The sequence below is a fragment of the Burkholderia sp. AcTa6-5 genome (assembly GCF_017815075.1).
Lineage (GTDB): Bacteria > Pseudomonadota > Gammaproteobacteria > Burkholderiales > Burkholderiaceae > Burkholderia > Burkholderia sola.
The window spans coordinates 1-16,197 of record NZ_JAGIQE010000002.1 but is presented as its reverse complement, the minus strand read 5'-3'; the positions used below and the strand labels follow the sequence as shown (position 1 = coordinate 16,197).

The window sequence follows — 16,197 nt, the reverse complement described above, 5'->3', positions numbered from 1 at the left end:
GTATTCGCCGTACAAGGCATCGCATGTATGTCGGGTGGAATGTTCCCGTACGCGACGGCGTATTGCTTGAATGCCGTCGATGCGCGTTCAATCGGGACGCGCCTGCACCGCGGCGTCCCCGTCACAGACGGAATGCCCCGGAATTTCGACGACGCGCCCGGGCACGGGGAGCGGCACGCCGGGATAGACGTTGAAGGCGTCGAGGATTCGAGCATCCGCTCTGGCGCCCTCCACGCGCTCGTGGACCGTTCCGGTCGCCGTCAGCCGTGCGCCCGACGCTTCGCATGCGACAGCGAGACCATTCCGGCTCGTGGCCGGCAACTGACGCACGATCCCGCTGAATGCGAGATTGACGACAACCCTGGCGGACGGGTTTGCACGGCCGGCGCCGAGCACCTTGGTGACCGGTTTCACGTCCAGCCGGTAAACCGTCTCCGTCTCGACCGAACGCAATGCCTTGAGCGTGATGGTCTTCGTCTGCCCGGGCGCCAGGCTCATTCGGAACGGATATGCATACAGGGACGGTTGGACGACATCGCCAACCGGTTCGAGACGTTCGTTTTCCAGCGACACGCCGGGATTCAGCAGGTGCGACAACGACACGCTGACGTACTCGGTACGATCTCCGTCGTTGGTCACCTGAACCGACGTGGCCTTGCCCTCCAGGCTGACCTCCTTCGGAATCATGTCGATCGCTGCGACCGCCGATACCGGAACAGCCAGCGTGGCCGCGCAGGCGGCACGCCACAACGCGCGCGAAATTCGCTTCATGCGGAAATAGCCCTCAACCGATTCGCCCTGCTTCCTGTGCGGCCGGCGACGATGCCGCTCGATGAACGCTTAGTCCAATCTCGACGATCAAGGCGCCTTGATCACGGGTTCGAACGTCATCGACAATATCCCTTTGTAGGTACCGGTGGTGCGCTTGAAATCGCCGGCAGGAGGAAGGGCGGCGATGCCGAGATCGTAGTAGCCCACCGAATCGTCGCCCGCTCCCGGCGCGGCCGGATTCTGGAATTCCGTCCCCCGGCCGACGACCAGCGGTTTCGATGCACCGCCTTCGAGGCCGAGCTTGACGGTCGGGGTTCGGAACGCCAGCGCGGGATTCGACTGGTGCGTGATGGCCGGCGGCGAATCCAGGCGGACCTGGAATGTCCCGCTGGTCGACACGACCTTCAATCGTGCGTGCACCTCGAACGGCGTATCCCACGCGCCGAGTTGCCGCATTTCCAGCCCCTGATCGAACCAGCCGCCCTTATCGTCCGTCACGAACAGGTTGTTCGGCCGTGAGACGTGAGCAGTCACCCGGCTCGTCGTCTTGCCGGTCAGTTTCACCGTGTCCGCGAGCGAAACAGCCGGCAGCAGCAGCGCCGCAATCAGACATTTTTCCAGAACGTGTTTTTTCACGCGACCTCCTACGATGGGGTAACGACCGTAAACGTGAGCACATCGCTGTAGTCGCCATCCTTCGCATTGGCGTCGACTGTCGTCTTGAACGTCGGCACGAAACACGTCTTGCCCGAACTGCCGAGCGGCAACGTCGCATTCGACGCGTTCGGCAACGTTAGCGTTGATGCGCCGCTGTTCAACGTGATGTCGTAAGGAATGAGTTGCGACGCGTCGTCGACATGCTTGAGCCTGTAACGGTTCGCGGCCACACCGTTGGCATTGCGTGCGTTGATGATGAAGCGCTTTCCGCTGACGTCTTTGCCGGAATAGGTGAAGCAAAGCTGATTCGTCATATCGGATAACGTCTTCTGCGAATCTCCTCGCGGCAAATCGCCCAGGTTCCAGTCGGGAGCGGTCATGTTGATTGCAATGTCCAGCGGCGGCGGCACCGAAGGGTCCACCACGATCTTGCAGTTACCGGTATTCTCCCCTCTGCGAATATAGGCGACCCCGGATATTTCACCCACGTCGTCACCAGTTGTATAATTCCCGGCGCGAACGCCAATAGCCGGCCAGGAAGAAACTGCCTGATTCGATATCGTGAGCCTGACACTCGCAACAAACGGATCTCGCGTTTTCCACGGGCTAATATAGGGAGACCCATACCCGGCACCGTGATACATGACATATCCGATCCCGGTATAAAATGCCTGATGTTTGACATCGCCCATATAGACGTCGGTTGCAACCGCAGCGCTTTCGCTCAGCCTTCCATTCCGATCATAAGTATAGACAAGCAACCCTCTCGAGTAGAAACCCCTGTCACCCGTGTGTCCTTGCTGCTCCTTATATGCAATTGACAGGTCGACGGTACTGGTTCCGTCTCCATTATCCCGCCATGAACACGCACTGTATCCATTGCTCAAATTGTCGAGAATCAAAACGTAAGCATGAGCCTTCCCGGCGAATATCGCAAACAGTGAAATCAGTGCGAATTTCAACCATTTTCTGCACAAGCCTCTATCAAAGCCGATTCCACTCATTTCAAATACTCCGAGAAAATTCCACCGACTCGCGATATGCCATTTGAGCCCGAATCGCACGTCACCTTGGATTCACAACCCGCGCCCACCTCTCCGATCGCTGCATCCAGCATCCAGCGATCCGCCGTCGATTGCGACGCTTGCGTCGTTACCTTTTCGCATCGGGCAACTGATAAATCACCACGCCATAGCCGATACTGACGAACAGCGGCGCCGTCGTGCCGCCGTCTTGATCGACGTCGACGACAACGTGCTCCCGTGGCCGGAATGTCACCCGCCACACTTGAGGTTGATCCGGCGTGACGAGTTCTTTCAGCGCCATCCGGTATTTCTGCCCTGGCGACAGCACCAGTCGATCGGGGAGGACCAGCAACGTCGGCCTGGGTACATCCTCGACCGGCACGAGACGCTCCGGCCATTCCCCCGGATTCGAGACCCTTTGCTGCGTGATGTCCAGATACAACGGTGTATCGCCAACGTTTTCCGCCCACAGTTCGCTCGCGGGTTTGTCCTGCGACAACGTCAGTTCCGTACGGGACAACTTCAGGACGCCCGCCGCCAGACTGCTGCCGCAGCAGAGCAGGGCCAACGCACCCGGCACCCAGCGCGGCACGCGTTGCATCAGGGGCATTGCAGTGTCCTGGGCGCATCGTCGACACTGAGTGTCATGCGCTTGGTGGCGAAATGCTGCGGCGTGCCGGGAAATACTGCGATGGTCTGCGGCTGCTTCACCCCGTCATACGACACGTTCGAGAACAACGTGCGTACGGTGCCGGTGCTCTCCAGCGTGACGCCCCCATCCTCGCAACGATGTGTCCAGGCCACCTTCAGCTTGCCCGGCGGCGGCAAATGGCGGACGAGCACGCCGTAGCCGATGGCCACCGACATCGGTGCGGTGATCTTGTCTTTCGGCGCCTCTTCCACCTTCAGCGACCGGATCGGCACCACGTACAGCCGGTAGACTTCTTCCTGCGCGGGCTCCATCAACGATTTCAGCTCGATCTGCCGGCTCTGGCCCGGGCCGAGCGTGAGCTTGTCCGGGCTCGCGAGCATGCCCGGATTGTCCAGCTGCCCGAGGTCGACCTTCTGCTCGGGCGTCACGCCCGGATTCATGACCTTCTGCAGCGTGATCGACAGGTAGAGCGGCGCATCGCCCATGTTCCGCACGGTCACCTTCTGGTCGTGCGTGCTGTAGACACGCGTGGCGGCCGGCATCACCATCAGTTCGCCTTCGGCCAATGCCGGCCGGACCGCCGCGCACATCAGCGCGAGCAACGCGAGCACCCGATACTTTGATTTGACATTCATGCGCTTACTCCGTTGATTCGTTGAGACCGGGCAGCGCGCAGCGGAAATCGTTGCCGCTCGTATCCGTCAGGCTGCAGGTGTACCGATGCCCGTCCCGATCGACCGTGATTCGCGACAGCAGCGTCTTGCTGACGATCGAGAACAGGCCGTTGCGATGCGCGACGTCGCCGGTCTCGACGATCCTGCCGCTCACCGGCTTGCCATCGGCATCCTTCAGGAAGCCGCTGTAGATCATGTTGATGTCGACCTTCGCGTCGGCCGAGTACACCTGCCCCGGATGCGCCCGGACGATGTTGGCCGGCACCTCGATATTCATGTCGAGCTTGTCGTTATTGCTGTACACGCGCGCGAATGCGAGGTCGGAATACGTATTCAGCGGCACCGCATAGGTGCTGCCACCGCCCACCGGGCTGCCTTCCACGTTGAAGCCGTACTTCATCCCGTCAAGCTTCGGCGTGCGCAGCAACATCGCGCTGCCGCCATTGCTGTAGCGGCCGAATGCGACGCCGTCCTTGCTGGCCGCGACCATGCCGCGGTAGTTGAAATCGACGTTGGCGGTATCGGCGGTGTAGCCGAGGTTCAACGACGCATCGCCGCGCGTGCCCGAGCGCGTGCCATACACGTTGATGCCGTAGTCGGAATTGATCCGGTTGCCCGTGACCCCGAGCGTCGTCGTGCCGAAGCCGTCCTGGAAATCCTTCCGGTAATCGCCGCTCAATTGCGTCTGGCCACCGGAGCGCGCCGCGCTGAAGCTCGCCTGGACCTTGTCGAGCTGCATCGTCATGTTGAAATACACGCCATAACCGCCGCTCGTCCGGCTGAAGCTGCCCTTCTGCACACCGAGCGCGAAGGTTGCCCACAAGCCGTTCGGCCGATAGTTCCAGCGCACTTCCCCCTGGTGCGTCGCACCGAAGCCCGATTTCTGGTAGTTGTAACCGACCGTCGCCTTGCGCAAGGTGCGGCTGTACGACACGCTGGTGCTGGACGAGCCGGCATAGAACCGCGACACGTCATTGTTCAGGTAATGGCTCGCCGAAAAGCTGCCGAGCAGTTCGCTCGACGCGGCAAGGCTGACATACCCGCCTGCCTTGCGTTCGCCCGCCAGCACACCGAGCGTCGGCGTGAGGTCGACGTCGCCGATCCGCGTCGGACGCGTGACGTTCACTTCCGCCGCCCAGTCGCCGCCGCGGCCGACGAGCGTCGACGCATTCATGTAGAACTGGCGGAAGTTCCGGCTCATCGCGGCTTCCATCAGGAAGCCGCCGCGCTCGCTCATCTCCTTGCCGACCGTGAAATGCCACGCATTGTTGCCGGCCGCGCCGAAGTTGACGTTGTTGATCTCGCGGATTTCCTGCGTGATCACGTTGCCGTTGCGGTCGACCAGGCGTACCTGCACCGGGTAATAGCCGCCCGGCAGATCCGCGAAGCTGATCTCGTTGCGGCCGAGCACGGCCGGGCGCTTCATGACGAGGCGGCCGTTGCGGTAGAACTCGTAGTTGCCTTCCGCCGTCGCGTACAGCACCAGCGAACCCGCACTGCGATCGACCTGCAGGTTGGTCTGGCTGCCCAACGTCACGAACTGGTCGAAACTCGGCGACAGCAGCGTGCTGACCGAACCGGACGCGTAGTCGATGCTGTTCTGCTTACCGGCCCGCACGTAGGTTCGCGCGAAGTTCTTCTGCAGGTAATACGATGAGACGCCCTGCGAGCCGTAGCTCGACCCGCGCGTTTGCGTGTGGTTCGCGTACCAGCTCACGTAGCCGAAGCTGCGCGACGGCAGGCCGACCCAGCTCGCGCCATTCAGGTTGGCGGCGCGATAGCCGCCCGACGACGCACGGAAATCGATCGACTGGTTGTTGACCAGCCCGAAATTCGTCTGTGGCGCGAAGTAATCCTCGCGCGAATCGCGAATGGATATCGAGCGCCGGAGCTTGTCGACCGAGACGAAATAACCGTCGACCTCGATATCGCAGCCTTTGCTGCAACGCTTGTAATCGACCTTGGAAATGACGTTGCGGATAATGTCGACATCGTTCGGCGAAACGCCGTTTGCCGCATATTTTTCCGCGTCGAAATCGAGTACCGCTTCCGTCGCCGAATAACGCACGAATCCCGGCAATGTCTTGCCGTTGAACGTCGCGACGTAATTTGCAGTGTCGTCCATCTCGGCCGCACTAAAGCCTTCAGGCACGCCATACGATACCTTGACTTGGGCGAACGACTGTGACGAGATGAACATGAATACACCGAGCCACAGCCTATTGAACGGGAACGGCGCTCGATAGGTCAACACGTTATTCTCTTTGGGACAGGCGCGGAATCGGATTCCAGATCGGCGACACCGTCTGGATACGGGAACAACGCGGGGGGCGAAGCCCCGGGGGCGGGGCTTCGCGATGAGACGACGGCCGGGTTACTTCGTGGTCTGCGTATCGCCACCGCCGGCTGCCGCAACCGGCTCGAACACCATCACGAGATCACCGCTGTAGCTGCCGTTGGTGCTGTTCGAACCGACCATGGTCGGTGCGTCGACGTTGATGTTCAGGTTGTGGACTTCGTCGAAGCCGCCGCTACCGGAAACCACTTGCGTGATCTTCTGGGGCGCGCCGAACTTGACTTCCGAGGCGCCCGCAGCGCTGCCGAACGTGACCTTCGCGTTCTTCATTTCATAGTTACCGTTCGACATCTTCAGCGGCTGCGACAGCGAAATGTTGAAATCGGGGTTCTTCGTCCATACGCGAACCGGCAGCGTCTTCGAGAACTTCGATTGCGTGTAGTCGTTCGCGCTCAGTTCTTCCGTGCCGTACCACGTCGAGCCATCCGGCTTCGACACGTAGATGGCATCGTTGATTTGCGCAGTCAGCGTGATCTTTTTCGATACCGTGTCAGCCTGCGCCGTGTGAGCGATGCCGAACAGCGCCGTGGTCACGCCCAGTGCCAGAACGAGTTTGTTGAGTTTCATCAGTTGGTCTCTATAAGGCGAGTTTCTAAAATGAAATGCCGCATCCCAATCGGCACTCGATTCGTGGAATAGTGTTTGTTTCCACGAGGCAAGTTTCTTTTAACCTGACTCACCTTCAAATAGGACGAACCAAGAAAATCTTCCAAAATCGCTCGTACAAATACGAATATAAAAATCCCCAAAATTCAACGTGTTTTATTGCCGGAACAATCCTAAAGTTGTCGATTATTTCGACGGAAACGCACAACACGCCGCCCCGGGCGCAGATATCCAACGGCTGAAGTCGAATTCGGCGGACCGGGGGCGAGGTGACGCTCGTGCCGCCGTCCCGGCTACGTTCGAGTTCGAAGGAAATTCGGCCGGTTCATGCGCGAGCGCCGTGTACGGCCGCATTGGCAGGAAGTGCCGGGGTTGGCGTCGGGCGCAGTACTGCGCGCGATGCGCGGTGGATGAGTTGAAGGCAAGTGGGAGGCAGCCCGTCGAAGCGACCACATCGTTCGTGGCCAGGAGGGCGCCGCGCGAACCAGGCCGTTCCGTTTTGGCGGCTACCCGGTTTCTGCGGGCCGGTCAGGCTTGCCCGCGCAACGTGCCGGCTCCGGGCAGCCGCCCGAGGGCGCCCTCGATCGCGGCCCGGCATGCCGGCCACGCCGGCTCGAATGCGGCCAACCCGCCTTGCGACAAGGTCCGTTCAGCCTGTGCGCATGCGTCCCGCGCGTCGGTATCGCCCGCCAGCGCAAAACCGCCGCGCATCGAATGCAATTCGACCCTGACGGGATCGACATCGCCGCGCAGCAGCGCATCGTCGATCGTCGCGAGCGAGCGCAGCGTCGAGCTCCGCAATTTCTCGCGCATCTCGTTCGTCATGGCCAGCGCCGACAGATCGCCCGAATCGGACGGATTCGATCCGGCAACGGCACCCTGCCCCCCGTGCCGACGCAACACCGCCTCGAGCGCATCGATCGACAGCGGCTTGAGCACGACTTCCACCACCCCCACCTGCGCGCAACGGCGCCGGTCCTCGTCGGTCGCGTGCGCGGTCATCGCGATCACCGGCACCGTCGCGCCCTGTTCGCGCAGGAAATTCGCGAGCGCGAAGCCATCGAGTTCGGGCATGCCGAGATCGGTCAGCACCACGTCGAACGGCTGCTGGAAGTACGCGCGCATCGCCTCGACACCATTCGCGACGAGCGTGGCGTCGCAATGCAGCGCATCGAGCTGATCGCGCAGCAGCGCGCGACTCGCAGGATGATCCTCCGCCACGAGCACGCGCAGCGGGGTGTCGTCGTCCGCATGGATCGGGAGCGCCGGCGCCTCGGGTTCTGGTTCGTCGAACGCGGCCCGCCATCCGTGCGGCGCGTCGGACAGCGGCAGCGACACCGTGAACGTCGCACCCGCGCCCGGTCGGCTCTCGACGCTCAATTCGCCGTCCATCAACCGCGCGAGACGCATGCACAACGGCAACCCGAGCCCCGTGCCGCCGAAGCGCCGGTAGATCGACGGATCGGTCTGAACGTACACATCGAACAACGTCGGCAGGCCTTCCGGAGGAATGCCGATCCCGGTATCGCGCACCGCGATCTCGACGCCGCGCCGGTCGCCCGATGCGCCGGCCAAGCGCGCATCGATCGTCACGCTGCCGTGCTCGGTAAACTTGATCGCGTTGCTGACGAGATTTGACACGATCTGACGCAGGCGGCTCGGGTCGCCGACGTAACCGTCGGCCAGTTCCGGCGCGATCCGGCATTCGAGCGCGAGACGCTTCGCGTCCGCGAGCGGGCGGAAGATCGCCGCGACGTCGTGCAGAACGGCACGCACATCGAACGGAACCGCTTCCAGCGCCATCTGGTTGGATTCGACCTTCGACAGATCGAGCACGTCGTTGATCACGCGCAGCAACGCATCCGACGACGACATGACCGTCTGCAGCCGGCGCTGCTCCATCGACGGCAGCGTGGCGCGCGCCATCAGCTCGAGGTTGCCGACGATCGCGTTCAGCGGCGTGCGGATTTCGTGGCTCATCGTCGCGAGGAACGTCGATTTCGCCTTGTTCGCATCATCCGCCGCCATGCGCGCTTCCTTCAGTTTGTCTTCCGTCAGCTTGCGGGCGGTGACGTCGGTCAAGGTGCACAGCAACACATCGACGCCACGGAACCGGGTTCGCACGACCTGTGCCGCCAGATAGACCGTGTCGTGATCCGGGTGCTCGATCGCCAGTTCGTGCTGCATGACGCCGCGCCGGGCGCTGCTGCCCGCGTGGCGCTCGCGGTAGGCCTGCCAGATGCGCTTGCCGAGCGACGGCCCGGGCACGCCGCGGTCGTATGCGAGCACCGCATCGTTGCGCAGCATCGTCTCGCCGTCCGCCACCGACAGCAGCAGCAGCCCGGCCGGCGCGTGGCGGATCAGCGTCCGGTTGAATGCCTCGCTTTCGATCAGGCGGATCGCGCGCCGGTTCGCCGGACGCAGCGCACGACGATCGAACAGCACGATCGTCGACCAGAGCAGCACGATGCCGAACAGCGCGGCGCCGAGCGTGACGCTCACGCGGACGAACGTCGCCGTCAATACGCTGCGCCACGAGAAAGTCGTCATCACGACGAGGCTGGACCCGGGCAAGCGATCGTAGACGACATAGCGCGCGCCAACCCGCCGCACGACCACGTGTTCGCCGAACGAATCGCGTGCGTCGCCCAGCGCGCGCTCGATCATCGCCGGGTCGCGCTCGCGCCCAAAGACGATGTTCCCGCGCGCATCGACGACCGCGACGTCCTCATCGTCGGAACGCGGCATCATCGCGTCGTCGACCCGGTAGGCCCCGTTGACGACGAGCCATCCGAACGGACGCCCGGCCGCGTCGTCGAGCCGACGCGCGAACCGCACGACGTCCCGTCCTGACAACGAGTCGAAACGGCGATCAAGCATGACCAGCCGGCTCTGTATCAACGTCTTCTGCTTCGCGGCCCCGGTCGGCATCAACCGGGCAATCAGCGCCGTCAGATCGGTGCCCGGCTCGAGGGAGCGGGCGCGTGCGACGAGCCCCGGCCCCACCACGGCGAGAAACCGGCCATCGAGCCCGATCAGGTAGCCACCGAACGGTTCGGCGCCGGGCGCAAGCTGCGCGGGTGGCGTCGGGCCCGACCGGTCGTCCTTCCGAACCAGGCCGAGCAACGCACCGAGATAGCCCGCATACGACGCGGCGGGGCGATCCGGCGTGATGTCCGCCAATGCAAGCAGCATCTCGCGACCTGCGCCGTCGCTCACGCCCAGCACGCCGCCCGCCACCGAGAATTGCGTCAGCGCGTCGGGCGACGGCCGCGCGCCCTGATTCCAGAGCTGCTCGATCCTGCTCCCGACGGTCGCCAGCACCATGTCGGCCGCCTGTATGCTCCCGAAGAACTGCGCTTCCCGGAACAGGAACGTCGAGCGCACCTGCGCGCGATGCTCCTGCACGTCGAGCCGCACGACGAGCGCGGCGCAAATCAGAATGAACAGCGTGACCGCGATCCCGCCGCCGTACAGCAGAAATTGCTGCTGACGGCGCACCCGGCCGGGATCAAACGGCTTGCGGCCGGCATTGGCGACCTGGCTGGCGAATCGCTTCAGTTTGGCGGGCATCGACTATCGCGTGCCGAAACGTGTGCCGGCAGCCGTTGCTCGCCGCCGGAACCGGCACCGGATCGCGCATCGCATGCCGCTATTCGCCGTGCGCCGGCGCGTCGGCACCGGGCATGTCCGGGAGCTTGCCTTCACTGGCGTAGCGGATCAGGTCGGCATCGCGCACGATGCCGAGCTTCTTCATCGCGCTCGACTTCTGCGAACTGATCGTCTGCTTGCTGCGGTGAAGCTGAACGGCGATCTCACCCACCGTCAGGCCGGCCCCGTAAAGTCGCACGACTTCGATCTCGCGGGCCGTCAGCACCCGTGTGCCCGACGACGACTCGGTGCCCTCCAGCAATTGCTTGACGAACGGAGACAGATAATTCGCGCCGACGTAAGCGGCGTGTACCGCGCCGACCAGATGCGAAATCGCGTCGGATTTGCTGAGGATGCATCCGACACCCTGCCGCTGAATCGCATGCAGCACGCTCGGGTTGTCGATCATCGTGATCGTCACGAGATGAAGCGCGGGATAGCGGCGCTGCAAAAACGACAGCAACGCGAGACCGTCGCCATACTTGCCGCCGGGCATCACGTAGTCGACGACGAGCACGTCGCTCTGCTGCTCGTCGAGCATCGCCACCAGGTCGGTCGAATTCGAGACAGTACCGAGCAGCCTGATCGTGCTGCTGCCCGCGAGTGCCTGCGACATCCCGAGTGCGGACGATGGATGATCGTCTGCCACCATCACTCGCACAAAAAATTCATCCATCTCTATTCTTCTCCCGATACACGCGGCCCGACGTGCCATGTTGTGCGACGCGCCAGGATTCGAATCGATCTCGCAACACGATCGCGTTGCGGTGTTCAGCGAACCGGGCGGTGCGCAGCGTAATTTTAAGATAATAGGCGGGTTCTGCGTTGCCTTAATGCGACGGAGTGCGACCGGGAGCACCGGCGTGCGGCCACGCACAGCGGCCGGGGCTCGACGCAATAGTCGCCTCGCCATCCGCCGTGACCGGGCACGGCCTTGCCGCGGCAGACCCTTTCGGCGATCCGCCGCCCATGCACGCCCAATCGACGGCGCCCCAACGCCGTCGATCCGTTCTGCCCTGCGGGGTGGCCCGAGCCGCAGCCTGTCTATCGTTTGTCCACTGACTTGCCCGGTTCATCCGCTCCATCGCCCGCGGCGTGCTGCCACTCGGTGATGGCCCGCCGCTTCTGCGACGGCGACATCATCATGAATTCGTTCAGCTTCGTGAGGAAATCCCGTCTGGATTTCTCCGGCAACGTCGCGAATCCAAGCAGCAGCCCGAACACCTTTCCTATATAGCGCACGGCCTTACCCTTCCTTCTTCAGTCGAAATCACGCGGCACCGGCACGATGCCGCGTGTCTGCCTTCCCTGTTTGACGCCGGCGGTCTGCGCTGCCTTCGCGTGTCGTTTTCTTATCGTCCCGGCCAATCCACCGTTGCGGCCATCGCATCCGATGCCCGTCGCCTGTCTGCCGCTTCGGCGGGCGCGCCCGTCCCGCGCCGCCGCGCGATGCGCGCCAGACTGCGGCGCAGGTCCGCCAGCGTCACGGGCTTGGTCAACACGCATTCGACGTTCGATACCGCATAACGCCTTGCGTCGTCCGGCCCCAGGTGCGATACCACGGCGATCATGTCGCACGGCAGCGCGCGCGCATGGACGACCTCCGCCAGTTCACGGGCCGGCATATCGGGCAGGTCGGCGCCGAGCAGCAGCACCTCCCATGCACCGTTCGCCAGCGTATCGAGCGCCGCCGCGCCGGACGACACGCAGCGGACCGTATAGCCAAGCACGTCGAGCTGTTCGCGGAAGATCGAGCCGTTGACCGACGTATCGTCGGCAACCAGCACCCTCAGCCCGCGCGTATCGGATGCCGGCACCGCCGGCACCGCCCGCCGGCCGGCATCCGCAGCGCCACGCGTCCCGCGCCGCGATTCCGCCGTCGCGACCCGCGCCTGCCCGATCGCCGTGCGCAGCCCGCTCAGCGAATAGCTCGACACGCGAATCGTGCGGCCCGCAACGTCCGGCTGCAGCGGGCCGTCCGGGGTGGCCAGCACGATCGGCGTACCCCCTCCGAGGCTGTCGAGCTCGTCGCGCCGCCATCGATCGGAATCGCCGAAGAGCACGATCGCGTGAGCACGCGCGAGGCACCCGGCGGCCATTCCGATCGGACTCGGATGCATCGCGACATCGAAACCCCATGCGCGCAGATGGGGAAACGCGAACGTGCGCCACGCATCCTCCGGCGACACGACGATCAGCGTCTGCCCGGCGCCCGCGCCGACCGGACATTTCGGCGCAATGGCCATGCGCAACGGCAGGCGAACGGTAAACAGGCTGCCGACGCGCGGTGCGCTGTCGACCGAAATCGTCCCGCCCATCGCCGCGACCAGCCGATCGCACAGCGCGAGCCCGAGCCCCGTGCCGCCGTAGCGCCGCGTGATCGACGCGTCGACCTGCGAAAACGGCTTGAACAGCCTCGCCTGCTGCGCGGGATCGATCCCGATGCCCGTATCCTCGATGCCGATCGCGAGCTCAGGCGCGCCGCGCGCGTTGCGTCCCACCGCCACGCGCGCGACGACGCGCCCTTCGCTCGTGAACTTGATCGCGTTGCTCAACAGGTTGCCGACCACCTGCGCGAGCCGCGTCGGATCGCCGCGCATGCGCTGCGCGTCGCTCGCATCGATATCGGCAAACAGCGGTAACCCTTTCGCCTTCGCCACGGACGCGAACGCGGTCAGTTGGCGCTCCATCACGGCGATCACGTCGAACTCGATCGACTCAACCGACATCGCACCGGCCTCGATCTTCGAGAAATCGAGGATATCGCTGACGATCGCGAGCAGGCCCTCGGCCGATGCGCGCAGCGTCTGTACGCGACTCTGCTGCGAGGCATCGAGCGCCGTGCGCTCGAGCAGCTCGAGGTTGCCGAGGATCACATTCAGCGGCGTGCGGATTTCATGGCTCGTCGCGGCGAGAAACGACGACTTGGCTGCATTCGCCGAATCGGCCGCGCGCACGGCTTCCTCGAGCTGATGCACGAGCCGGCGCTGGGCGGACGTATCGGCGAAGGCCGCGATCATCACGTCCTCGCCCTGGTAACGGGCGCCGTGCGCGATAACCTCAAGATGCAGCGACGCGGCGCCGAATGCGTCGAGCACGAGTTCGGTCATCATCGTCCGCCCGGCCCCGCCGTCAGCGATGAACACCTCGTATTGCGCGAGGACCTGCGCGGTCAGCGCCTGCGGATCGCCGCCATACGGTACGAGCATCTGCGTCAGCACGTCGCTCGCCAGAATCACGCGGCGATCGGCCAGCGACACGAGCCCGATGCCGACCGGCGCCATCCCGATCACGCTGCGGCACAGATCCTCGCTGTCGAACACGCGGGCCGAGCGCGCGTAGACGGGCACGAGCACGCGCCGGTAGAAACGCATCAACAGCAGCCACATCACCGCGATCGCAAGCAGCGACGTCGCGACGAGCGCACCGGCCTGCACGCCGATCGCGGCCGCGACATCGGCCCACGACAACGCATAGGCAATTGTCCAGCCGGTCGCGCCGAGCGGACCGCGGAACACGATCGTGCCGTCGCGGAACATCGCCTCGGCGGGCGCCGCGAGCCCGTGCGCGACGTCCAGCTCGAGCAGACGCGCATCGAGCGCCTGCGTGCGCTCGACGGCGGGATCGACCGTGATGAGCCGGTTGTCGGCGGCCGTGATGAAGAACACGCCGGTCGCATGACGATCCTGCAGCCACGACAGCAGATACTCGGGCGCATACTCGGTCACGAGCACCGCGAACGGCCGGCCGTCGGCACGCGCCTCCGCGGCGATCCGGATGCGGGCCTGCCCAGTCACCGGGTTGACGTACGGCGGCAGCCAGTGCACGTGCGGCCGACCGTCCGCACCGAGTTCGGGCGTGTGTGTGAAGTCGATGCGCAATGCGTCGAGCACGTGCGTGCGCGCATCGGCGGTAGCCAGCGCCGGATTGTCGCGCGACAGATGCGGCACGAGACCGAACAGTCCCGTGCGGGTGCTGTAGTGGTACCCCTCCAACGTGCGCCCGCGATTGAGCGAACTCGCCGCGCAGATGCGCGACAGCATGAACGACAGCGCGAGATAGCGCGCCACCTCGTCGCGCTGCGCCGTCTGGCCCGGTACACCGACCACCAGCGACGGATACGGCTTGATCGCGAGCTGCTCGCCGTTGGCGAAGAATCCGTCCACGACGTCGGCCGGTGCGGGGTCCAGCTCGCGCCATATCAGCTGCGTATTCGCGACGCCGTTGCGGAACGACGTCTCGCTCACCTGAATCTCGTCGACGGTTTCCTCGACGCCGTTCAGGAAATTGCGCCGCTCGCCGTCCAGGTAGCCGTAGACGATCGAAACGATCCCGAGCCCGCAGGCGACGAGGATCAGGATCGTCACGACAATGGCGCCGCCGAACATCGAAATGCTCTGATAGCGGCGAATGGACTGAAGCGTGCTGTACGGCATGGCCTGGCGCGACGACGCGTCGGGTTCCGCGGTCGAGCGGATGCTCGGCCCGAACGGACGTCACGATGGAATGAAAGGGATGGAATTGTCCCGATCATGCCAAACGACTCGGGGGAAATCAGTCGATGCAGGCCGTTTTAGTACTCGTCTGAATAATTTGAATAATTGTTTTGAACTTGACCGAGTCTTTGATGCGACATTTCGTGTGATCCGGGCCGCTGCGTCACGCAGGGGAACGGCAACGCGCGGTGTACGCGTAAACGAAATGCCGCCGGCAAGCCGGCGGCAAAAGATGCGGACACGCATCGCGGGTCGCACCTGAGGCACTCGATGGGACGCGTGCAGGTCATTCGCGAATGACTGCCCCGCGCGACGCTGCTGCGCCGGACGTTTCCGCTCAGTTCTGCGTGAGCGGATTCAGCGTCGTGCACAGGAAGCCCGTGCAGTTCTTCGGCGTGAAATAGAACGACGCCATCGCCGGCACGGGCGAACCGAGCGCGAGGTCGCTCAGGTAGGCCGAGCCCTGCGCACCGAACGTGTTCGACTGCTGGACGAAGCTCGCGCCGGTCGACTGGATCGCGGCCGACTGGTACGTGAAGGTCGGCGATTGCGTCTGGTCCTTCACGTAGATCCACGAGATCGCCGTGCCGAACGCCATCGCGCCCTTCGCACGATAACCCTTCGCGCCTTCGCTGTTGGCCTGCGCGATGAAGTCGTTCACGGTCGACGTCGGCGCCAGCGCGTCGTACGTATAGGTCGCGTTCGACGCGTTGTTCTTCATGTATACGTTCGCCTGCGCGGCCCCGACCATCAGCGGGCCGACGAACCAGTAGCCCGACTGGCCCTGGCCGTTCGCCTGCGTGAGGAACGCGTTCGCATCGGCCGGCAGGCCGGTCGTCGTGTACGTGTACGTGGCCGACGAGCCGCCGTCCTTGCGATAGAGATCGCCGTACGTGAGCGGTCCTTCGTACCGGTAGCCGCTCGCCCCTTGCGCGTTTGCCGCGTTGACGAAGGACGTCATGTCGGACGACGCCGTTTGCAACTGGTACGTATACGTCTGAGCGGTGCCGTCGTTCACGAAGATCGACTGCGTGCCACCGTTGACCGCGCTGTAGAAGTAGTCGCCCAGATAGCGGTAGCCCTTCGCGCCTTCGCTGTTGACCAGCGTCAGGAAGCTCGCCTGGTCGGCCGCAACAGGCTGCGCCTCGTAGCGCCACGTCAGTGTGCTGCCGCCGGAACCACCCGAACCGCCGCTGCCGCCGGAACCCGTTCCGCCCGAACCCGTGCCGCCTGTCCCGCCGCTGCCGCCGTTGTTGCTCGTGCCCGATCCGCCTGACGAAGCCGGCGAGGAATTGTCGTCGCCACCGCA

Annotated in this window: 12 protein-coding genes; all 12 read right to left on the bottom strand. The window is 64.1% G+C overall.

The genetic code is table 11. The annotated features are described in order from the left end of the window. Positions 1 to 87 precede the first annotated feature (87 nt). Positions 88 to 771, bottom strand: a complete 684-nt coding sequence (locus J8I33_RS02965) for a hypothetical protein (RefSeq protein WP_209932971.1) — start codon at positions 769 to 771, stop codon at positions 88 to 90. An 87-nt stretch (positions 772 to 858) separates the two neighbouring features. Beyond that, positions 859 to 1,407 (bottom strand): hypothetical protein, encoded by a 549-nt coding sequence (locus J8I33_RS02960; RefSeq protein WP_209924512.1) that lies wholly within the window; start codon positions 1,405 to 1,407, stop codon positions 859 to 861. An 8-nt stretch (positions 1,408 to 1,415) separates the two neighbouring features. Then, the gene (locus J8I33_RS02955; RefSeq protein WP_209924511.1) at positions 1,416 to 2,432 is read right to left on the bottom strand and encodes a hypothetical protein; all 1,017 of its coding nucleotides are present in this window, start codon (positions 2,430 to 2,432) and stop codon (positions 1,416 to 1,418) included. A 148-nt stretch (positions 2,433 to 2,580) separates the two neighbouring features. Further along, positions 2,581 to 3,063 carry a hypothetical protein gene (locus J8I33_RS02950; protein WP_245171377.1) on the bottom strand — a complete coding sequence of 161 codons (483 nt, stop codon included), beginning with the start codon at positions 3,061 to 3,063 and terminating at the stop codon, positions 2,581 to 2,583. Then, positions 3,054 to 3,695 (bottom strand): pilus assembly protein, encoded by a 642-nt coding sequence (locus J8I33_RS02945; RefSeq protein ID WP_245171465.1) that lies wholly within the window; start codon positions 3,693 to 3,695, stop codon positions 3,054 to 3,056. The genes J8I33_RS02950 and J8I33_RS02945 overlap by 10 nt, the downstream gene beginning before the upstream one ends. 49 nt (positions 3,696 to 3,744) lie before the next feature. Further along, complete coding sequence (locus tag J8I33_RS02940; protein WP_209933693.1) at positions 3,745 to 5,904, bottom strand: TcfC E-set like domain-containing protein; 2,160 nt, start codon at positions 5,902 to 5,904, stop codon at positions 3,745 to 3,747. Positions 5,905 to 6,153: 249 nt separating this feature from the next. Then, positions 6,154 to 6,702: a fimbrial assembly protein gene (locus J8I33_RS02935; RefSeq protein WP_209924509.1), complete on the bottom strand. Its 549-nt coding sequence runs from the start codon at positions 6,700 to 6,702 to the stop codon at positions 6,154 to 6,156. A 567-nt stretch (positions 6,703 to 7,269) separates the two neighbouring features. After that, a complete protein-coding gene (locus tag J8I33_RS02930; protein WP_209932964.1) occupies positions 7,270 to 10,314 on the bottom strand; it encodes a hybrid sensor histidine kinase/response regulator in 3,045 nt (1,014 codons plus the stop codon). Positions 10,315 to 10,393: 79 nt separating this feature from the next. Further along, on the bottom strand, positions 10,394 to 11,068 hold the full coding sequence (locus J8I33_RS02925; protein ID WP_050018240.1) for a response regulator: 675 nt from the start codon (positions 11,066 to 11,068) through the stop codon (positions 10,394 to 10,396). A gap of 368 nt (positions 11,069 to 11,436) precedes the next feature. Further along, the gene (locus J8I33_RS02920; RefSeq protein ID WP_205781944.1) at positions 11,437 to 11,625 is read right to left on the bottom strand and encodes a hypothetical protein; all 189 of its coding nucleotides are present in this window, start codon (positions 11,623 to 11,625) and stop codon (positions 11,437 to 11,439) included. A gap of 119 nt (positions 11,626 to 11,744) precedes the next feature. Further along, positions 11,745 to 14,828, bottom strand: coding sequence for an ATP-binding protein (locus J8I33_RS02915; protein ID WP_209932963.1), 3,084 nt, complete (start codon positions 14,826 to 14,828; stop codon positions 11,745 to 11,747). Between the two features lie 397 nt (positions 14,829 to 15,225). Then, the coding region (locus J8I33_RS02910) for a hypothetical protein (protein WP_209932958.1) at positions 15,226 to 16,197 on the bottom strand (972 nt) is incomplete at its 5' end.